Genomic DNA, 19,664 nt, shown 5'->3' with positions numbered 1-19,664 from the left:
CCATGCGCCGCTGGGGCACCACCGAACGTGTCGTTGGCCTGCATGACCCGCAGGTCAATGAGCATCACCTGGAATCGACAGGCTTGCCGGCGGACAATCGTCTGCGTCTGCTCAGTTTCAATATCCAGGTGGGTAACAGCACCGAGAAGTACCGTCACTACATCACCCGTGGTTGGCAGCATTTGCTGCCCCACAACGGGCGGGCCGGTAACCTGCAGAAGATCGGCGACCTGTTGAGTGACTTCGACCTGGTCGCCTTGCAGGAAGCCGATGGTGGCAGCATTCGCTCGGGCTACATCAATCAGGTCGAGCATCTAGCCCATCTTGGGGCTTTCCCCTACTGGTATCAGCAACTCAATCGCAACCTCGGGCGCCTGGCGCAGCACAGCAATGGTGTGCTCAGCCGCTTGAAGCCGACCGCCATCGAAGACCATCCATTGCCGGGTCCAAAGGGGCGTGGGGCGATCCTCGTGCGTTTTGGCGAAGGGCCTGAAGCCTTGGTGGTGGTAATGATGCACTTGGCGCTCGGGGGGCGTACGCGCAACCTTCAGTTGGCTTACGTGCGCGATTTGATTGGCAAATACAAGCATCAGGTGCTGATGGGGGATATGAACACCCATGCCAACGACCTGCTGCAGAATTCCCCGTTGCGCGACCTAGGGCTATTGGCGCCGCAAGTCGAAGCCACGTTTCCGAGCTGGCGACCGCAACGCTGTCTTGACCATATCCTGCTCAGCCCGAGCCTCACACTGGAAAGTGTGCAGGTGCTGGCGCAGCCCATTTCCGATCACCTGCCGGTCGCGGTAGAGATTCGTCTGCCGGGCTCGCTCACGGCAGATGCATTACCCGCGTTGAGCCCTGGCCCTCGCGGACCCCTTGCATGAGCGACGACGCCCAGCGCTGGAAAGAAAAATACCTGCTAAGTATCGAGCAACAAGAAAAGCTCGAACGCCGTTGGGCTGCACGCCTTGATCTGCTGCGCCGCGGGCTGGTGCGTAGCACGCTGGCGGCGGAAGGTACCGACCGTGCCGTTGATCAATGCATGAAGGAAATGCGCGACGTTGTGCGCACCGACGACATGGACGCCGCCCTCGCGGCCTTGTTGCCGCGCCTGGAAAAAGCCGTGCTCGATTCTGAGCAACGCCGCGAAACCCGCATTGACCAGATGAGCACCGCACTGACGTCTCTGGTTACGCAGTTGCAAAAGTTGCCGCTGCCCCGTGAGGTAGCCCGTCCGCTGAAAACCTTTGCCAAGCAGTTGGATGGCCGCGTCAGCCAGGCTCGAGAGATTCCTTTGTTGCTCAGCGAGCTGAGCAGCCTGCAAGGGCAGGCGCTGAATAACCTGGAGCCGGAGGGTGAAGCTCCGCGTCCTGGGCCAGGTTTGTTGCAGCGTCTGTTTGGTGCCAAGGACGCCGCGAGCGAAACGGTAGCCACTGAGCCCGTTGCCAGCCCAGCGCCGTCCCCCGTTGTGACCCACGCCGCCGCCGAGCCTCAGGAACCTGAGCAAAACGATGAGCTGACGCAAGCCCTGCGGGCCTTTGCGCCGCAGACTCAGGAGCCGGTTGCTGCACAACCTGAACCCGCCAAGGCCGTCAGCGAAGCGTTTGTGTACGAGGCGCCTGCGCAGAGGGTGGCAGAGGTTGCGCCTGTCGCCGAAGCTCCAGCGCCTAAGGCGCCACAGCCTCAGGAGGAAGAGCCAGCGGCCGAAAGCGCCCTCGCGGCCTTAATCGAGACCCCGCCGGTAGCGGTCGAGACGCCGGATGAGACGGTGATCGGTAGTCTCTCGCTCCCGCCTGTATTGGAGGTCGATGAGCCTGACCCCAACGAGCTGCAATCGGACGGCCCCTATTCCCTGCCTGACTCACCCGAGCCGTCCTACAGCTCCGTGGCCAAGCATATTGAAGACACCCTGCTCGGCCTGCTGGAAGAGCTGTCACTGCCCGAGCGCCATCGGCCACAGGCCGAAGCCATGCGCGAGCGCCTGGCCCACGGTCTGAACTGGTACGAACTGCTGCCGATCCTTGATGACTTGGCGGTGCTGATGCTGGCGATCACCGACAGCGGCCAGCATGAGTTCGAGGCCTACCTGAAACAGCTTAACGAGCGTCTTGAGGCCTTCCAGGGCCACCTGCAAGTGGCCAGCGACGGCCATGCCGACAGCCGCTCCGCAGCCCGGGAGCTGGACACGCAGATTCGCGAGCAGGTCGACGGCCTGCAAAGCAGTGTGCAGGACGCCGCGGACTTGGACAGCCTCAAGCAGGTGCTGGAAAGCCATCTTGAGGGTTTGCTGGGCACCATGGACGAGCACCAGCAGCAGCGTGACCAGCGCGAGCAGGAAGTGGCGGCGCGCTTGAAAGGGCTGGCCGAGCGGGTTGCCAATATGGAGCAGGAGGCCCAGGGCTATCGCGAGCACCTCGAGGTGCAGCGCCAGAAGGCGCTGATCGATCCGCTCACCGACTTGCCCAACCGCGCCGCCTGGAGCGAGCGCCTCGACCATGAGGTCAATGCTTGGCACCAGCACGGCAATAATTTGTCGCTGGCGATGCTGGACCTGGACCACTTCAAGCGCATCAACGATGGCTACGGCCACCTGGCCGGTGACAAGGTGCTGAAGATTATCGCCAACGTGCTGCGCAAGCGCCTGCGCTCCAACGATTTCATCGCGCGGTTTGGCGGCGAAGAGTTTGTGCTGCTGATGCCTGATTCATCCCTGTCGGATGCCTTGGGCGTGGGTGAAGTGCTGCGTGCGGCGATCGAGGCCTGCCCGTTCCACTTCAAGGGCGAGCCGGTGACGATTACGGTATCCATGGGGGTGGCGCAATTCCAACCGGGAGAACGCAGTGACCTGGCGCTCAAACGAGCGGATGAGGCGCTGTACCGGGCTAAAGCGGCAGGTCGTAACCAAGTGCAAGCGGCATAAAAGTTGTTCTATTTTGTAACTTGACCGCTTGGCCACGGACCGTACGTTACACTGTTGCATTATCGTCTTCAGCGTGCTGTCTTCCGCCATGAAATTCTTGTACTTCACCTTTGTGCTTCTTCTGCTCGCCGGTTGCGCCAGCGGTCCCCGCCTGAACACCAGCCACCCCTCGGCGAACCACGACAATCGCGTGCAGTTCGTGGTTGTCCACTACACCTCCACCAATCTTGAACAATCACTGGCCCTGCTGACCCACGGCGAGGTCAGTGCGCATTACCTGATCGGCGACGACGCCTCTGCCACCATCTACAAGCTGGTGGATGAAAGTCAACGCGCCTGGCACGCGGGCGAAAGCGAGTGGATGGGGCGTACCTGGCTCAACTCCAGCTCCATCGGGATCGAAATTGTGAACCCCGGCTATAAGGACACGCCCACAGGTCGCCTGTGGTACCCGTATTCCGAGGCCCAGGTAAAATCGCTGGTAGTGCTGCTCAAGGACATCAGCAAGCGCAATGGCATCGACCCCAAGAACATCATTGGTCACAGCGATATAGCGCCGCTGCGCAAGCTGGACCCGGGACCGTTGTTCCCTTGGAAGCGCCTGGCCGATGAAGGTCTGGGTGTATGGCCGGATGCTCAGGCGGTCGCGCGCTTTCAGGTGCAATATGCTGCTGAACTGCCGAGCATCACCTGGTTCCAGGAGGAGTTGGCGCTTCTTGGTTACCCGACACCCCAGACCGGTGTGTTGGATGTCGCAACGCGTCATGTGATCGCGGCGTTCCAGATGCGTTTCCGGCCTTCCCTGTTTGCTGGGGAGCCGGACGCCGAAAGTGCCGCTATTTTGCGTGTCCTCAACCGGCGCTAAAGGTTAAAGCGGTAACGCCATGTAGAACTGAGTGCCCTGCCCCGGCCGCGAATACACCCCCATGCGACCGCCGTGCAGTTGCACAATCTCTTTGCACAGCGCCAGCCCAAGGCCGGCGCCGCCTTTCTTGCGGCCCACCTGGACGAAGGGTTCGAAGATGCGCCCTTGTTGGCCATAGGCGATACCTTCGCCATTGTCCTCGACACTGATGATTACCCGCTCGCCATGGCGTCGAGCCTGCAGGTGAATCTGCCCGCCGTCGGCGGTGTGACGCAGGGCGTTGCCCAAAAGGTTGTCGAGCACACGCTCCAATTGCGCCTGGTCGGCATACAGGCGTGGCAGGTCGGACTGAACCTCTACCAGCAACTCTATGTTCTGCGCATTGGCGGGCTCCACAAAGCGCGCACGAGCGTTTTCAAGCAGGTCAGTCACGTCGCACGGGCCCAGGGTGAGTTTCTGCAGGCCGTTCTGGTAGCGCGAAAAATTGAGCAAGTCGTTGATCAACTGCATCAGGCGCTGCATCTCTTCATTGACCGTATCCAGCAGGTCCGCTTCGCGGGAGTCCGCCGGGAATTTCGCACGTTCGCGGAACAGGCCGAACGCCATGTGCATGCCAGTCACCGGCGTGCGCAATTCGTGGGATGCCCGCAGGACGAACTCGCTGCGTACCCGTTCAAAGGCGCGCTGTTCGGTCACGTCGTGCAGCACCATGACCGCCCCGAGAATATGCCCCTCGGTATGGCTGACAGGTGTGAGGCTGTAGGTCAGCAGGCGCAGTTCGCCCTCGACTTCCACTTCCAGATCATCCGGCGCCCGTTCCAGGTTGCCGCCGCGCAGCACCATTTGCAGCTGTTCATCCAGTTCGGGACGCATCAGGGCTTCGCCCAGGCCTTGGCCGAGGCGTTCCTCGTCCCAGCCCAACTGGCGCTGCGCGACGGGGTTGAGATGTTCCAGGCGGCCTTGGCGGTCAATCATCAGCAGGCCATCGTCGATGCTGTCTAACACAGCTTGCAGGCGCTGCTGGCCGGCCAGCAGTTCGTCAACGTTGGTCGCTTGATGCTGGCGAACCGCCTCGGCCATCAGGCCAAAACGGCGGGTTAACAGGTTCATTTCCGCTGCTGAAGAAATCGGCAGCGTCACCTCGAAATCACCTTGGCCGATCTTGTCCGCCGCTTTGGCCAGCGCCTCAATTGGCCCGCCGAATCGCCGGGCGATGCCATGGGCGGTGACAAATCCGATGATCAGCACCGCGAGCCCCACCAACCCCAGCAAACCAGCGATCAGCAACGCCCGCTCACGGGATTTATGCTCGCTGGCGCTGATGTTATCCAGGGCCTGCTTATGTTCGGTAATCAGCCCGTTGCGCAGCACATTGAAGGTTTCGGTGAGTTTTTCCTTGCTGCCCGGCGGCGGCGACGCTTGCTGGGATTGGTCGAAGGCCTCAAGCAAGTCTTGGTATTGGAGGCGTGCCTGGCTGAAACCGTTGCCATGGCCATCGCGCTGTTCGTGGGCGATACCCTGTTCCAGCAAGTCGAAGTAACGTTTTTTGGAGGCTTGCAGCGCCTCGGGGTCAGGGCGCTGCTCCAGCATCATGATCAACTGGTCGCCAAGGATCTGGCGCAGTTTGAGGCCCAAATCCAGGGTGACAAAGTTGCTGCGGATCAGCGATTCCTGGGTCTTAGCCATCTGCATCACGCTGACTAAGCCCAGGATCAACCCCAGCAGAGCGACGGTTATCAGCGCTGAAATGCTCAGGAATAAACGAGTGCGCAGTTTCATCGCTAACTTCATAGGGTGCAGCTCACAGGTTGTACTGTTTGCGTTTGCGATACAGGGTCGACGCGTCGATGCCGAGGGTGCGTGCCGCCTGGTCCAAGGTGTCGCTGGTGGCCAGAACCGCACCGATATGGGCTTTCTCCAGCTCGTCCAGACTCAACGCCGCCCCGATACGCGGTGCATTGTTGGTCGGTTGTTCGGCCATGCCTAGGTGGACGATTTCTACCTTTTCCTGCGGGCAGATGATGCTCGCCCGCTCCACGACGTTACGCAGCTCACGGATGTTGCCGGGCCAGCGATAGTTGAGCAGCGCTTCACGTGCTTGATCACTGAAACCCCGCGCCGGCCGGGCGTATTCCTTGACGAAGCGCGCCAGGAAACGGTCTGCCAGCGTCAGGATGTCTTCACTGCGCTCGCGCAGCGGCGGCAAGTGCAGGGTGATGACGTTGAGGCGGTACAGCAAGTCTTCACGGAAACGTCCGTCGCGCACCATGTCTTCCAGGTTCAAGTTGGTGGCGGCGAGGATACGCACGTCGGCCCGGCGGGTGACCGGGTCGCCCACGCGCTCGTATTCCTTGTCCTGGATAAAGCGCAGTAACTTGGGCTGCAACGTGAGGGGAAAATCGCCGATCTCGTCAAGAAACAGCGTGCCACCGTCTGCCTGATTGACGCGGCCCAGCGTGCTCTCACTGGCGCCGGTGAAGGCGCCACGGCTATGACCGAATAGCTCGCTTTCCATCAGCTCAGCGGTCAGCGACGGGCAATTGATGGTCACGCAGGATTTCTTGGCGCGTTTGCTCCAGCCGTGAATAGCGCGGGCCAGTTCGCCTTTACCGGTGCCTGATTCGCCAAGGATCAAGATGTTGGCGTCGGTCCCCGCCACCTGGCGCGCGGTTTCCAGCACCACCATCATTGACGGGCTATGAGAGTCGAGGCCGTCTTTGGGCTGGCGCACTGCACCTTCTAAAGCCTCCAAGCGCGCGGACAGTTGGCGCACCTCCAATTGCTTGGCCGTAGCGAGGCGCAGTTGATCGGGGCTGCAAGGCTTGACCAAGTAATCGGCGGCACCGGCCTGGATCGCGTCCACGGCGGTATCGACGGCGGAGTGAGCGGTGACAATCACCACGCGCATCCATGGTGCCTGGATACGCATGTGTGCCAGCACATCCAGACCGTTGTCTTCGCCCAGGCGCAGGTCCAGGAAGCACAGGTCGAACACCTGGCGTTGCATCAGGGCATCGGCCTGGGCGGCGCTGTTGGCGGTGGCGACGGTGTAGCCTTCATCTTCCAGGCAATAACGGAAGGTGCGGAGGATCGCGGACTCGTCATCCACTAAAAGAATGCGGCCTTGAAGTTCCTTGGCTGATTCCATCTGTCCCGCGCTCCTTAACTATAAATGATGGTGTTTAGTCCCGGAATAATCGGGCAAGTTGCATGGTTTATTCTGATTGATAAAAGGCATTGCCGTGCAGGTATCTGCATCTTTTCCTACAGAGCCCCGCCTGATGGCGTTTTCATGCCTTCTTGCCACTTCGGCAACTACTCCTTCGCTTTCGATCCTTTGATCCGACCACTGACCGTCGTGCATTTCGCACGGCCTATAAAGGGCGATCGTGCAGGATGCTGCACTGCCATTGTGTCTTTAATGCATAAGCTACTGATTTTATTGGGTTTTATTTTGTAAAAAAGCTGGCATGCACGCTGCAATACCTCTCTCAACGAATAATCAAAATGCGGGAGAACATCAGCATGACTCGCCAAATCCTCAGCCAATTGTGTGTATCGCCACTGCGCTTACAGCAAGGCATGTTTGCCAGCTTGGCCGTAATGGTCACGCTGATAGCAGGCCAGCAGATGCAACATTGGCAGCAGAGTCAGCAGCAAACCCCGCATTTCGAACGTCCGGCGATGACGCAGACACATTTCAGTTCCATTGGCAGCCGTACCGTCGGTGCTGCTTCTGCTGATGTAACTGCACCGCAATTGAGAGTGGCCGAGCAGGATTCCACCCTGGGCGAGCTGCCAACCCAAGAACGTTGGGTGTTTTAGGCAATAAAAGCGGCCGCTTGTGTAGGGCGGCCGTACGGCACGGCACTACCGCTGTTACCTCTATCGAAGCGTAAGGAGAATCACCATGTTGAGTTGGGCAATCACATTTCTGATCATCGCCATTGTGGCTGCAGTTCTGGGCTTTGGTGGTATCGCGGGCACCGCCACTGGGATCGCTAAGATCCTGTTCGTAGTCTTCCTGGTGATGTTCATTGCTTCGTTCTTCTTTGGTCGTCGCGGCCGAGGCTGAATATGACCACTCTGTGCTTTAAAACCATGGCTGTCGCCCTGCTCTTGGGCGGCAGCGGCCTGGCGATGGCCGCCAATGACGGCCAATCCCGGGCCAACCAATTGCTGACCGCGGACCCGCAGTACCGCGAGACTTGGCAAGACGTGGTGAAAAAAGAAGAGCGCTTGCCGGAATGGGTGATGAACCTGTCAGGCACAGCCGAGCAGATGAACGCCGTGGAAGAAGATGGTGACAAGTACTTGGTCGGGCCGCTTTGCGAAACTGCAGACACGTGCAAGAACAAGCGCCTGATCGTCGCCTTCAGCTTCGACAAGGAAGATGCCTACGCCATGTTGGTGGAAGTGCCCGCCGGTTTGCCGGCAGATAAATCCCCAACACGCCATGCCGATTACCGTTTTATCGGTAAGCCGGATGAAGGCATGCAGAAGCTGCTGATGGAGCAGCTGAAGAAAGATCCGAATTGGTACTAGGTCCCGGCTACGGGGCCAGCGTCCATAGAAAGAAGCACCCTTGCTTCTTTCTGTTTGCACCGCTCGCCAAGAGCGGTGCATGACCAAGGGGCTGGGTTGCTCTGATCAAATGGGATCGGCGTGACCTACGGGTACAGGGAGTGCCTGCGCAAGGGCCGGGTCAGGCGAAAAGCTGCGACGCAAGTTCACAAGCCCCCTGCTTGCTGAACTTGCGGCGGGCTTATGACTTTCATCCCTGCCTTTTATGCCGCCCATAGCTGCGAATTTTCTTTTTGCTTGTTCCCAACCATTACTTGGTGTGTCGGGACGACCATCTATCGAGAAAGTTTTGTCGCCGCTATAGGACATTTCTGACGCAATGCCGCGTGATTCCCAGGCATTTCTGCCAACGCACCAAACACGTGCAGAATCTCTGCGCGAGCCTAAATTGGCCGGTTCACGGCATATTCACCTGACAATATGTCGCATATGAACTGACCGTTCGGACAGTTATTATGAAAAAAAGTCATGCCGATTCGGCATAGGGTAGGCGTTTACGGCATTAGACGTCGCTCCCTTGCATCGGAATAGTTGCGCCTTTTTTCGCCTGCCAGTAAGCCATTTCGGCCACGCTGCGGTGACCTTTCATGGAGGCAGATGCACACACTTTTTCGCTTTCGAGCGGTCCAGCTGGCGCATTTGCCTTAAGTTCACTTGAAGTAAGGGTAATGACATGAAGAAGGCAAAGCTAAGCCTCGCCTGGCAGATCCTCATCGGTTTGGTGCTGGGGATCGCAATCGGCGCAGTGCTCAACCATTTCAGTGCTGAAAAGGCCTGGTGGATCAGCAACGTGCTGCAGCCAGCGGGCGATATCTTTATCCGCCTGATCAAGATGATCGTGATCCCGATTGTGATTTCCTCGTTGATCGTCGGCATTGCCGGTGTCGGTGACGCGAAAAAGCTCGGTCGTATCGGCGTCAAAACCATCCTTTACTTCGAAGTCGTCACCACCATCGCCATTGTGGTCGGCCTGTTGCTGGCCAACCTGTTCCATCCGGGCGCGGGCATCGACATGAGTACCCTCGGTACGGTGGATATCTCCAAGTACCAGGCGACCGCCGCCGAGGTGCAGCATGAGCATGCGTTTATCGAGACCATCCTCAACCTGATCCCGTCGAACATCTTCGCCGCTGTTGCCCGTGGCGAGATGCTGCCGATCATTTTCTTCTCAGTGCTGTTCGGCCTGGGTCTGTCGAGCCTCAAGCCTGAGCTGCGTGAGCCGCTTGTGACCATGTTCCAAGGCGTGTCCGAGAGCATGTTCAAAGTCACCCACATGATCATGAAGTACGCCCCGATCGGCGTATTCGCACTGATCGCAGTGACTGTCGCTAACTTTGGCTTTGCCTCCTTGCTGCCGCTGGCCAAGCTGGTGATCCTGGTTTACGTCGCCATCCTGTTCTTCGCTTTTGCAGTACTGGGCCTGATCGCCCGCCTGTTCGGCTTCTCGATTCTCAAGCTGATCCGCATCTTCAAAGATGAGCTGGTACTGGCTTACTCCACCGCCAGTTCCGAAACCGTGCTGCCGCGCGTGATCGAGAAGATGGAAGCTTATGGCGCGCCAAAGGCTATCTGCAGCTTCGTGGTGCCGACCGGTTACTCGTTCAACCTCGACGGTTCGACCTTGTACCAGAGCATCGCGGCAATCTTTATCGCCCAGCTGTATGGCATTGACCTGTCGATCGGCCAGCAACTTATGCTGGTGCTGACTCTGATGGTCACCTCCAAAGGCATCGCCGGCGTGCCGGGCGTGTCCTTCGTGGTGCTGCTGGCCACCTTGGGCAGCGTCGGCATCCCGCTTGAAGGCCTGGCGTTCATCGCCGGTGTGGACCGCATCATGGACATGGCGCGTACCGCCCTCAACGTGATCGGTAATGCCCTGGCGGTATTGGTCATCTCCCGTTGGGAAGGCATGTACGACGACGCCAAAGGCGAGCGCTACTGGAATTCGCTGCCGCACTGGCGCACCAAGCAAGCCCTGCCGACTGCCCAAGCCACTCGCGGCTGATAGTCCGACGGCTCTAAGACAAACCCCGGTAAATCCGGGGTTTGTCGTTTCTGCCAGCCCCGCTATCATTCGCCCCATCTTTCGGGGGATTTAACTGATGCTCAATGGCCTGTGGCTTGGCTTCTTTGTCGTGGCGATGGTGTCAGCACTGGCGCAATGGCTGGTGGGGGGTAACGCCGGGATTTTTGCGGCGATGGTGGAAAGCATTTTCGCCATGGCCAAATTGTCGGTGGAAGTGATGGTGCTGCTGTTCGGCACCCTGACCCTGTGGCTGGGCTTTCTGCGTATCGCCGAGAAAGCCGGGATCGTCGCTTGGCTGGCCAAGGCCCTTGGCCCGCTGTTTCGCCGGCTGATGCCGGAAGTGCCGGCCGGCCACCCTGCCATCGGTCTGATCACCCTCAACTTCGCCGCTAACGGCCTGGGCCTGGATAACGCGGCCACTCCCATAGGCCTAAAGGCCATGAAGGCTTTGCAGGAGCTCAACCCCATCCCCAACACGGCGAGTAATGCACAGATTCTGTTCCTGGTGCTCAACGCCTCGTCTCTGACACTGCTGCCAGTGACCATCTTCATGTACCGCGCCCAGCAAGGCGCCGCCGACCCGACGTTGGTGTTCCTGCCGATCCTGTTGGCCACCAGCGCTTCTACTCTGGTGGGCCTGCTGTCGGTGGCGGTGATGCAGCGTCTGCGGCTGTGGGATCCGGTGGTGCTGGCTTACCTGATTCCGGGTGCGTTGGTGCTGGGCGGCTTTATGGCGTTATTGGCCACGCTATCTGCCACGGCGCTGGCCGGTTTGTCGTCGATCCTCGGCAACCTCACGTTGTTTGGATTGATCATGCTATTCCTGGTGATCGGCGCGTTGCGCAAGGTGAAGGTGTACGAGGCGTTTGTCGAAGGGGCCAAAGAAGGCTTCGACGTTGCCAAGAACCTGTTGCCTTACTTGGTTGCGATGCTCTGTGCCGTGGGTGTTTTGCGCGCCTCCGGGGCCTTGGACTTTGGCCTTGAGGGGATTCGCCATCTGGTCGCTTGGACCGGCATGGACACGCGCTTTGTCGATGCCTTGCCGACTGCAATGGTCAAACCATTCTCCGGCAGCGCTGCGCGGGCGATGTTGATCGAGACCATGCAGACTCAAGGTGTGGACAGCTTCCCGGCTCTGGTGGCGGCGACGATCCAGGGCAGTACGGAAACCACCTTTTATGTGTTAGCGGTGTACTTCGGCTCGGTGGGCATTCAGCGGGCGCGGCATGCCGTGGGCTGTGCGTTGCTGGCTGAGTTTGCGGGTGTCGTGGCGGCGATTGCGGTGTGCTACTGGTTCTTTGGCTGAGGCTCGGATCGCTATCAGGAGCAAGCCCCCTCCTACATGTTGATCTGTGAACACATTCAAAATGTGGGAGGGGGCTTGCCCCCGATGAGGCCCTCAGCGTTTCGCAACACCGTTGCCCTGCTGAACAACCCACTCCACCACCTGCCTGCTCAACTGATCCCCAGCCACTCCAAACCCGGCCACCACCGCCGGCACCTTGGTATCGCTCACCGCTTGGTGCACTTCAAACCGCCGGCTGGCAATAATCCGCTGATCACTGCCACGCACCAGGCGTGCGTCGAGGCGGATCACCACCTCCACCGCACTGCCCCGGTACTCACTCTGAAACGCCTGCAACTGCCCGCCTAGCTCATAGTCGGCCTGCAGGTTAGTGTCGTCGGTGCTCAACAGCGTCACTCGGCCGTCACGCTGGAAGCCGTCCAGCAGGCGATTACGCAACAGCACCGGCGCGGGATCGCTCCAGCGCGAGTTGGCGTAGCTGCTGATCAGGTCGCCATTGGGCACCACGGCGATGCGTGGGCTGTCGAGGAACTCGCTGGTTTGTGGCTTGGTCAGGCGTAGCGACCAACCTACCGGGGTGCCTTGAGTCGTCGTTTGGGCGGAGGCCAGGCGGTAGACGTCCGACGGGTCGGCTTTAGGCAGGATCGAGCATGCGCTCAGCAGTGCCAGCGCCACAGGAGCGATCATTTGATAAGCACGCTTCATGGCGTGAACTCCTTGTTCTTATCACTGCCCAGCAGGTAACCGCTGGGGTTGGCTTCCAGGCGGCGGGAGATGGCGCGCAGCGAACCGAGTGTTTCGCGCAGTTCGCGCACCGCCGGCGCCAGTTCGTTGAGGCCCTGCATGCCACTGTTCACCGAGTCTTTGTTATTGGTCAGCAAGGTATTGATGGTGGCGGTGCTTTGCTCCAGGGATTTCATCGCCTGTTCGGCGCTGCCGAACGCCTGTTTGCCTTGATCGTTGAGCAACCCGTTAGCGTTACGCATCAGCACCGTGGTCTGCTCCAGAGCAGCGGTGGCTTGTTTGCTGACTTGCATCAGTTGTTGCATCACCACCTTGATATCGCCGCGTTGGTCGGCAATGGCGCCAGTGGTTTGTTGCAGGTTATCCAGGGTCTTGCTCAGTCGCTCGACGTTATCCGAGGAGAACATCTCGTTGGCGTTGTGCAGCAGCAGGTTGATGCCGGTCATCAGGTCATTGCTGTTGTTCAGCAGCCGCGCGATGGGTGATGGCGAGGCGATGATCTGCGGCAGGTTGCCATCCTTGCCCTTGAGCACCGCACTTTGAGGTGTCCCGCCGCTGAGTTGGATGATCGACGTGCCCGTGATGCCGGTCAGCGCGAGCTTGGCTTGGGTGTCTTCCTTGATCGGCGTCTGCCCGGCCAGGCGGATACGCGCGAGTACGCGGCGCGGGTCGTTGGGGTCCAGGCTCAGGCTGATCACGTCGCCCACCTTGATCCCGCTGTATTGCACCGAGCTGCCTTGAGACAAGCCGCTGACCGCCTCGTTGAAGATCACTTCGTAATCCTGGAAGGCGCTGTCGACGCTGGATTTGGCCAGCCACAGGCCAAACAGCATCGCGCCGACTACCACGATCACGCTGAACAGACCGATCATCACATGATGGGCTCGGGTTTCCATGTCATACCTCGTTGAGCGGTTGAGCGGCATCCAATGCCGCGCGGCCTCGGGGGCCGTGGAAGTATTCGTGAATCCAGGCGTCGTCCGTTTCCGAGACGATATCGATGGCGTCCGCCACCAGCACTTTCTTCTGCGCCAGCACCGCCACGCGGTCGGTGATGGTGTACAGCGTGTCCAAGTCATGGGTGACCAGGAACACGCTCAGGCCCAGCGCGTCGCGCAGGGTCAGGATCAGTTGGTCGAATTGCGCCGCGCCAATCGGGTCGAGGCCGGCGGTGGGCTCGTCGAGGAACAGGATGTCCGGGTCCAGCGCCAGGGCCCGGGCCAGTGCCGCGCGCTTGATCATGCCACCGGAGAGCGACGCGGGGTATTTGTCGGCGGCCGACAGCGGCAGCCCAGCGAGGGCGAGTTTGACGGCCGCCAAGTGCTCGGCGTCGCGGCGGCTGAGGCCTGCGTGCTCGATCAGTGGCAGCGCGACGTTCTCGGTCACGGTCAGCGAGGAAAACAGCGCGCCCTTCTGGAACAGCACGCCGAAGCGCCGCTCTACCAGCGAACGCTCATGCTCCGGCAGGTTCGGCAGATTCTTGCCGAACACCCGCACTTCGCCCTCGCTGGGGCGGCGCAGGCCGACGATGCTGCGCAACAGTACCGACTTGCCACTGCCGGAGCCGCCGACCACCGCAAGGATTTCGCCCTTGTACAAATCCAAGTCGAGATTCTCGTGCACGCTCTGGCTGCCGAAGCGATTGCACAGGCCACGCACTTCAATCACCGCCTCGGTGGGCGAACGGTGTAGACGACTCACCAGCCCATCTCCATGAAGAACAGCGCGGCAACCGCATCCAGCACGATCACCACAAAGATCGATTGCACTACGCTGGAGGTGGTCTGGGCGCCGACCGATTCGGCACTGCCGCTGACCTTGAAGCCTTCCAGGCAGCCAATGGCTGCGATCAAAAAGGCGAAGATCGGTGCTTTCACCATGCCCACCAAAAAGTGCTGCACGCCAATGTCCGATTGCAGTAGCGAGAGGAACATCGCCGGGGAAATATCCAGCGCTACGGCACACACCACACCGCCGCCGACGATCCCCGAGAGCATCGCCAGAAAGGTCAGCATCGGCAGCGCGACCAGCAGCGCGAGTACGCGGGGCAGTACCAGCAACTCCATCGGATCCAGGCCCAGTGTGCGGATGGCGTCGATTTCTTCGTTGGCCTTCATCGAACCGATCTGCGCGGTAAACGCACTAGCGGTGCGGCCGGCGATCAGGATCGCAGTGAGCAACACGCCGAATTCCCGCAGGAAGGAGAACGCCACCAGGTCCACCGTAAAAATTGTCGCGCCGAAGCTTTTGAGTACCGTGGCGCCAAGAAACGCCACCACGGCACCGACTAGAAAGGTCAGCAACGCCACGATAGGCGCAGCATCGAGGCCGACCTGTTCGAGATGGGCAACCATCGGCGTCAGGCGCCAGCGCTTGGGGCGGAAAAGGCCACGGGCAAAGGTTTCGAGGATCAGGCCGACAAAACCCAATAATTGCTTGCTGTCCTGCCAGACGGTATCCACCGCCCGCCCGATGCGTGCCAACACCTGGATACCGGCAGCCTCTTCCGGCGCTTTTTCCGGTACGCAAAAATCGTTGAGTGAGCGGTAGACGGTCTTGAGCAACGCGCGGTCGGCAGCGGACAGGCTGCAATCGGTCTGTTCGGCGGATTGCTCGATACGGGTTGGCCCAAGCAGTTCCACCAGCAGCGAGGCGCCGGCGGTATCCAGGGCGCCGAGCCCATTGAGGTCTATGCGTGCGCCGGCGTCGTATTGGCCGTCGAGTTTGTCCGACAGCTTCTTTAGGTTTGCGTAGTGGGCCAGCGTCCAGTCCCCCGTAATCCGCAGTAACGGAGGGGCGGTGGAGGTATCGAGGTGGGCTGCGCCGGCCGTGGGACTACTGGTCATAAGCTCCGAGCTTGTATTGGCTATCCACAATTCCTACGTAATAGCACGATACAGCCTACTTCGGGTTGTCCGTTTGTGCTGCGTCAGTCACTTTGAAGCGCAGCACGCCGATCACCTGCCCGTCTTCGGTCAGCACTTGAACTTGCCAGCGGCCCGCCGAATCGGGCGGGAAGTTCTGTTTGTGGGTCCAGGCGCGATAGCCTTCCTTGCGCCCGCCGTGGATGTCCAGGGCAATGCGGTCGACCTCTTTGCCGTTGAATTTCCACACGTGGTAGATCCGCTCATTCAGCCCGCGTGGCGCGTTGATTGCGGTATAGGCATACAGCCCGCTGCTGCGCAGTTGAGCGACGGTCACTTCCTTGAGGTCATCGCCTGGCGTGCGGTCTTGCAGCTGGGTGCTGATGGCCACTTCGGTCATCCACAGCGTGGCCGGCGGTACCCAGCTGCGTAGGAACCAGCCTGCGCAACCAATCGCGGCGGTCACCCCCAGCAGCATCGCCCAGCCCTTGAGGCTGCGCAGCGGCATGCTCACTGCCAGGCTCGGGATCGACAACGCCATGGCTACGCCGAGGGCGAGCTTGTAACTCTCGGCGGTGGTCAGGTGCAGGATGATCGGCAGCGCGGTGAGCAACGCGGCGAACAGCGTCAGTGTGTGCAGCGCCAGGAACAGCGAGCGCTTGGGCGCCAGCCATTTGTAGTACAGCGGGTCGATGATCGACACCAGTGCCGCTGCGCCGAGCAGGCCGGTGAATATCGATTGGCCACTGTTCCACGCGGTGGTGATGAAAAAGAACGGCAGCACGAAGAACAGACTTTCCTGGTGGATCATCTGGGTGGCGTAGCGCAGCAGGGGTTCGGGAATTTCCCGCTTGAACACCTTGGTGAACAGCTGGGTAAAGCTGTTCTCCAGCATCAGCCACAACCAGCTCACCAGCATGATGACCGCGATCCAACTGGCCATGCCCTGCTGACGGTCCACCAGAATGAAACTGCACACACCCGAGATGAAGCCGCCGAGTGCAATCACCCCTGGGTAGCGCTTCATCAGTTCGAGGATGCGGGTGATTAAACGGGTTACGTTTTGCATTCGGTGGTTCGCAGTCTTTGTAGGAAAAAATCCCAGACAGAATAACGTCTTAGCCCGGCGTTCGGTGCCCGATTACGTGATCCGTTTGCGATAAAGCCGCACGCCGATCAACACAATGGCGATCAGGCCGAGCACGCCGGCGCCGATCCAATTGAGCATGTCGTAACTTAACAGCGGTTTTTCGATGCGCCAGTAGCCAGGCTGCTTGAGTACCTGGCGCATGGCTTGGTTCGCCTGATCCAAGTTGACGGCCTTGATGCGTTTGACCGGGTCGCTGAAGCGGCCTTTGTCGAAGTCGGCCAATGCCGCCCAATAGTAGTCGGCCAACGCGCTATTGCCCTGCACGGCCCAGGCTTGCCGAGCGATGGCGGCCTGTTGCAGGCGGGCGAAGGTGGCCGGGTCGAGGCCGTCTTTGAGCAACTGCGCGGTGAGGTCGTGCAGTACCTGTTCGGCCTCAGGGAGGTTTTCTCGCTCAAGGTCGGCATTCAGGCTGAGGAAACCGACGCCGCCGAGCACTTCGCGTTCGCTCCAGGGGCCGTAGGACAAACCGTGCTTGAGGCGCAGTTGACGGTACAGCGCCCAGTCGAGGTAGTCCTTAAGCAGGTCGTAGGTTTCATCGTGCTGGTCGTCCAATACCGGTTCTGGGAACAGCCAGTGCAGTTTGGCGCTGTTGCCTACCCAGCCGTGGATCAGTTCGCGGTGGCTGTTGGCGGTGTGCTGGATTTCCGGCAGGGGCCTGTGCTCGGTGGGGTCTACCGGGTCGAGTTCGCCGTAGGTGCGTTCCAGGTAGGCCGGCAGCAGTTTGTCGAGTTCGCCGACGACGATCAGGGTCATGTTGTTGGGGGCGTACCAATTCTTGCGCAGTGTCTGCAACTGGTCGCGAGTCAGTTGCTCGACCTCGGCGCGTTCGGCGCATTTGAGGCCCAACTCGACGGCCAGTTGATTGCTGGCGGTGTGGCCCAGGTCCTGACGGTCCAGCAGGCGTTGCAGGTGCGAGTAATGGCCGCCGTCTTCGCGCTCTACTACTTGTTTGGCCGCATTGATATTGGCGTCGGTCAATTCAGTGCGGGTGATGATTGCCAGTAACAGGTCGAGCACCTTGCGCTGGTTTTTCGCGGGAGCCTCAATTACGAAGGTGGTGTCGGCATTGCTGGTGTAGGCGTTCCACTCGCCGCCCAGGGCCTGCATGCGCTCTTCGAGGTCGCCTTCGCCGCCGCCGTCGATGCCACTGAACAGCAAGTGTTCGAGCAAGTGCGGCAACTCCTTTTCCTCACAGCCGAAGTCATCCAGGCCCACACCGACCACCAAACGGATCGCCACGTGCCCACGTTCGGTGCCCGGCTTGAGTAGCAATTGCAGGCCGTTGGGCAAGGTGTAGCCCTCGACTTGCAGGCGGTCAAAGGCAAAAGCGTGGGCAGAACCCATAAGCAGGCAGGCGAATAACAGGCGACGCATAACTGGCTTCCTGGCGAGTGAGGTCAGCTCTAACTGACTTCACGGGCCATCGTACGTTCAGGGCGAATGCGTGATGTCGGCAATATCTTCGGCCGAGAGCGCGCCTGTGTCGGACGTTTCCAACACTACATACGCACTGCTACAAAACAACGAATTGAGGCGTTTTATGTCGGCAATCAGCTCCAGGTGCAGGGAACTGGTCTCCAGGCTCTGTACGATTTTGCGTTGCAGACGGCTCACATGGGCGTGGGCCAAGCGGCGCTCCTGGGCGCGAAAGCGGCGCTTTTCGCGTAGCAATTGGCGTGCGCTTTCCGGGTCGGCGCTGAGGAATACCGAAAGGCCGAGTCGCAGATTGGCTATCAACTGGCTGTGCAGGCCAGTGAGTTCTTCCAGGCCTACTTCGGAAAACTGGCGGCGCTGAGAGGTTTTCTGCTGCTGGACTTTACGCAGCATGCGTTCGATCAGGTCGCCGGCGAGCTTCAGGTTGATCGACAGTTCGATGATCTCGGCCCAGCGGCGACTGTCCTGTTCGCTCAGGTCTTCGCGGGGCATTTGCGCCAGGTAGAGCTTGATTGCGCTGTAGAGCGCTTCGACGTCATCACTGAGGCTGCGCATCTCCTGGGTGATCGCAGTTTGCTTGCCGCGCAGTACTTCTTGCATGGCGGTGAGCATGTTGTCGATCAGGTCGCCCAGGCGCAGGGTTTCGCGGGCTGCATTCGCCAAGGCCAGGCTGGGCGTGGTGAGGGCCGTGGGGTCAAGATGACGGGGTTTGGCCTTGCCGTTGGCCTCTTCTCGCTCGGGCAGCAACCACGCGCAGAGGCGCGCCATTGGGCCGATGGTCGGCAGCAGGATCAGGCAGCGACTGACGTTGTAGAGCAGGTGGAAGGTGATGACCATGCCTTGGGTGTTGTAGTCCAGGCCGTCCATCCACAGTACCAGCGGGTCGAGCACCGGGATGATCAGCAGCAGGCCAATCAGTTTGTACAACAGACTGCCCAGGGCCACTTGGCGCCCGGCGGCGTTCTGCATGCTGGTGCTGAGGAAGGCCAGCACGCCGCTGCCGATGTTGGCGCCGATCACCAGGCCGATGGCCACGTGCAAGCCGATCACGCCGGCGCCGGCGAGGGTGGCGGTCAGCAATACGGCGGCCAGGCTGGAGTAGGAAATCATCGCAAACAAGGCGCCGACCAGTGCGTCGAGCAAAATGTCGCCGGTCAGCGAGGCGAACAGCACTTTCACGCCCTGGGCGTGGGTAATCGGGCCGGCGGCTTCGACGATCAATTGCAGCGCGAGGATGATCAGACCGAGGCCTATTCCTACTCGCCCCAACTGCCCTGCCCGCGTCTGTTTGCGCGACAGAAAGAAAATAACGCCGAGAAAGATCAACAGCGGCGACAGCCAGGACAAGTCAAAGGTCAGCACCCGCGCCATCAGCGCGGTACCGACGTCGGCGCCGAGCATAGTCGCCAGTGCGGGCATCAGGCCCATCAGGCCCTGGCCCACAAATGAGGTCACCAGCATGGCCGTGGCGTTGCTGCTCTGCACCATGGCTGTCACCAGGATGCCGGCGACAAACGCAAGCCAGCGCTTGGACATGTTATGCCCGATGACTTGACGCAAGTTAGAACCGTAGACCCGCAGGATCCCGGTACGGACGATGTGCGTGCCCCAGATAAGTAGGGTCACGGCGGAAAGCAGATTGAGCAAGGTCAGCATGCTCGGCCCCCCGTGTAGGTGTGCTCCAACAGGAGCGAAGGAAAGTTGCCGCGTGCCGCTCTACGTCTTGTACTTAAGCTGTAGTTGGCGAATGGGCTCGGCGCCAGCATCGCAT

General features: G+C 60.2%; 17 protein-coding genes. 8 read left to right on the top strand and 9 right to left on the bottom strand.

The window, feature by feature from the left end; all coding sequences use genetic code 11:
* The first annotated feature begins 2 nt into the window (after positions 1-2).
* From BW43_RS21975 to BW43_RS21985, 3 genes are all read left to right on the top strand, one after another.
* On the top strand, positions 3-884 hold the full coding sequence (locus tag BW43_RS21975; RefSeq protein WP_032885046.1) for an endonuclease/exonuclease/phosphatase family protein: 882 nt from the start codon (positions 3-5) through the stop codon (positions 882-884).
* Complete coding sequence (locus BW43_RS21980; protein ID WP_032885045.1) at positions 881-2,920, top strand: diguanylate cyclase; 2,040 nt, start codon at positions 881-883, stop codon at positions 2,918-2,920. Before BW43_RS21975 ends, BW43_RS21980 begins: the two co-directional genes overlap by 4 nt.
* Positions 2,921-3,008: 88 nt before the next feature.
* Complete coding sequence (locus BW43_RS21985) at positions 3,009-3,785, top strand: N-acetylmuramoyl-L-alanine amidase (protein ID WP_032885191.1); 777 nt, start codon at positions 3,009-3,011, stop codon at positions 3,783-3,785.
* A gap of 3 nt (positions 3,786-3,788) precedes the next feature.
* Here BW43_RS21985 and BW43_RS21990 read toward each other — a convergent pair whose 3' ends face one another.
* Positions 3,789-5,576, bottom strand: a complete 1,788-nt coding sequence (locus BW43_RS21990; protein WP_032885043.1) for an ATP-binding protein — start codon at positions 5,574-5,576, stop codon at positions 3,789-3,791.
* A 10-nt stretch (positions 5,577-5,586) separates the two neighbouring features.
* Complete coding sequence (gene algB, locus BW43_RS21995) at positions 5,587-6,933, bottom strand: sigma-54-dependent response regulator transcription factor AlgB (protein WP_032885041.1); 1,347 nt, start codon at positions 6,931-6,933, stop codon at positions 5,587-5,589.
* 377 nt (positions 6,934-7,310) lie between these two features.
* On the opposite strand from algB, the gene BW43_RS22000 reads away from it, so the two are divergent.
* From BW43_RS22000 to BW43_RS22020, 5 genes are all read left to right on the top strand, one after another.
* Entirely contained in the window at positions 7,311-7,610 is a 300-nt protein-coding gene (locus BW43_RS22000; protein WP_032885189.1) for a hypothetical protein, read from the top strand.
* Positions 7,611-7,695: 85 nt separating this feature from the next.
* Entirely contained in the window at positions 7,696-7,860 is a 165-nt protein-coding gene (locus BW43_RS28150) for a DUF1328 domain-containing protein (RefSeq protein WP_003170804.1), read from the top strand.
* A 2-nt stretch (positions 7,861-7,862) separates the two neighbouring features.
* Positions 7,863-8,330, top strand: coding sequence for an inhibitor of vertebrate lysozyme family protein (locus BW43_RS22010; protein WP_032885040.1), 468 nt, complete (start codon positions 7,863-7,865; stop codon positions 8,328-8,330).
* Between the two features lie 712 nt (positions 8,331-9,042).
* The gene (gltP, locus tag BW43_RS22015; RefSeq protein ID WP_032885038.1) at positions 9,043-10,374 is read left to right on the top strand and encodes a glutamate/aspartate:proton symporter GltP; all 1,332 of its coding nucleotides are present in this window, start codon (positions 9,043-9,045) and stop codon (positions 10,372-10,374) included.
* Positions 10,375-10,471: 97 nt separating this feature from the next.
* Entirely contained in the window at positions 10,472-11,701 is a 1,230-nt protein-coding gene (locus tag BW43_RS22020) for a nucleoside recognition domain-containing protein (RefSeq protein ID WP_032885036.1), read from the top strand.
* A gap of 93 nt (positions 11,702-11,794) precedes the next feature.
* On the opposite strand, the gene lptE is transcribed toward BW43_RS22020, so the two are convergent.
* The 7 genes from lptE to BW43_RS22055 form a co-directional block, all read right to left on the bottom strand.
* On the bottom strand, positions 11,795-12,406 hold the full coding sequence (gene lptE / locus BW43_RS22025) for an LPS assembly lipoprotein LptE (protein ID WP_032885034.1): 612 nt from the start codon (positions 12,404-12,406) through the stop codon (positions 11,795-11,797).
* On the bottom strand, positions 12,403-13,341 hold the full coding sequence (locus tag BW43_RS22030) for an MlaD family protein (protein WP_032885033.1): 939 nt from the start codon (positions 13,339-13,341) through the stop codon (positions 12,403-12,405). Before BW43_RS22030 ends, lptE begins: the two co-directional genes overlap by 4 nt.
* Position 13,342: 1 nt before the next feature.
* Positions 13,343-14,146 (bottom strand): ABC transporter ATP-binding protein, encoded by an 804-nt coding sequence (locus tag BW43_RS22035; protein ID WP_032885031.1) that lies wholly within the window; start codon positions 14,144-14,146, stop codon positions 13,343-13,345.
* The gene (locus BW43_RS22040; protein ID WP_032885030.1) at positions 14,143-15,291 is read right to left on the bottom strand and encodes an ABC transporter permease; all 1,149 of its coding nucleotides are present in this window, start codon (positions 15,289-15,291) and stop codon (positions 14,143-14,145) included. The genes BW43_RS22035 and BW43_RS22040 overlap by 4 nt, the downstream gene beginning before the upstream one ends.
* A 55-nt stretch (positions 15,292-15,346) precedes the next feature.
* The gene (locus BW43_RS22045) at positions 15,347-16,378 is read right to left on the bottom strand and encodes a DUF5924 family protein (RefSeq protein ID WP_032885028.1); all 1,032 of its coding nucleotides are present in this window, start codon (positions 16,376-16,378) and stop codon (positions 15,347-15,349) included.
* Positions 16,379-16,450: 72 nt separating this feature from the next.
* Positions 16,451-17,833 carry a pitrilysin family protein gene (locus BW43_RS22050; protein WP_032885026.1) on the bottom strand — a complete coding sequence of 461 codons (1,383 nt, stop codon included), beginning with the start codon at positions 17,831-17,833 and terminating at the stop codon, positions 16,451-16,453.
* Between the two features lie 57 nt (positions 17,834-17,890).
* The gene (locus BW43_RS22055) at positions 17,891-19,549 is read right to left on the bottom strand and encodes a Na/Pi cotransporter family protein (RefSeq protein WP_032885025.1); all 1,659 of its coding nucleotides are present in this window, start codon (positions 19,547-19,549) and stop codon (positions 17,891-17,893) included.
* Positions 19,550-19,664: the final 115 nt, after the last annotated feature.

It is taken from the genome of Pseudomonas sp. RIT357, from assembly GCF_000632245.1.
Taxonomy (GTDB): domain Bacteria; phylum Pseudomonadota; class Gammaproteobacteria; order Pseudomonadales; family Pseudomonadaceae; genus Aquipseudomonas; species Aquipseudomonas sivasensis.
The sequence above is the reverse complement of the archived record's forward strand: the minus strand, read 5'-3'. Positions and strand labels throughout refer to the sequence as shown.

Bases quoted from the DNA above. Each gene is read 5' to 3' on its own strand.
- BW43_RS21990 (WP_032885043.1), bottom strand. From the start codon at position 5,576: ATGAAGTTAGCGATGAAACTGCGCACTCGTTTATTCCTGAGCATTTCA.
- BW43_RS22050 (WP_032885026.1), bottom strand. From the start codon at position 17,833: ATGCGTCGCCTGTTATTCGCCTGCCTGCTTATGGGTTCTGCCCACGCT.
- BW43_RS22020 (WP_032885036.1), top strand. From the start codon at position 10,472: ATGCTCAATGGCCTGTGGCTTGGCTTCTTTGTCGTGGCGATGGTGTCA.
- gltP (WP_032885038.1), top strand. From the start codon at position 9,043: ATGAAGAAGGCAAAGCTAAGCCTCGCCTGGCAGATCCTCATCGGTTTG.
- BW43_RS22040 (WP_032885030.1), bottom strand. From the start codon at position 15,291: ATGACCAGTAGTCCCACGGCCGGCGCAGCCCACCTCGATACCTCCACC.
- BW43_RS22030 (WP_032885033.1), bottom strand. From the start codon at position 13,341: ATGGAAACCCGAGCCCATCATGTGATGATCGGTCTGTTCAGCGTGATC.
- BW43_RS22055 (WP_032885025.1), bottom strand. From the start codon at position 19,549: ATGCTGACCTTGCTCAATCTGCTTTCCGCCGTGACCCTACTTATCTGG.
- lptE (WP_032885034.1), bottom strand. From the start codon at position 12,406: ATGAAGCGTGCTTATCAAATGATCGCTCCTGTGGCGCTGGCACTGCTG.
- BW43_RS22010 (WP_032885040.1), top strand. From the start codon at position 7,863: ATGACCACTCTGTGCTTTAAAACCATGGCTGTCGCCCTGCTCTTGGGC.
- BW43_RS22045 (WP_032885028.1), bottom strand. From the start codon at position 16,378: ATGCAAAACGTAACCCGTTTAATCACCCGCATCCTCGAACTGATGAAG.
- algB (WP_032885041.1), bottom strand. From the start codon at position 6,933: ATGGAATCAGCCAAGGAACTTCAAGGCCGCATTCTTTTAGTGGATGAC.
- BW43_RS21985 (WP_032885191.1), top strand. From the start codon at position 3,009: ATGAAATTCTTGTACTTCACCTTTGTGCTTCTTCTGCTCGCCGGTTGC.
- BW43_RS22000 (WP_032885189.1), top strand. From the start codon at position 7,311: ATGACTCGCCAAATCCTCAGCCAATTGTGTGTATCGCCACTGCGCTTA.
- BW43_RS28150 (WP_003170804.1), top strand. From the start codon at position 7,696: ATGTTGAGTTGGGCAATCACATTTCTGATCATCGCCATTGTGGCTGCA.
- BW43_RS21980 (WP_032885045.1), top strand. From the start codon at position 881: ATGAGCGACGACGCCCAGCGCTGGAAAGAAAAATACCTGCTAAGTATC.
- BW43_RS21975 (WP_032885046.1), top strand. From the start codon at position 3: ATGCGCCGCTGGGGCACCACCGAACGTGTCGTTGGCCTGCATGACCCG.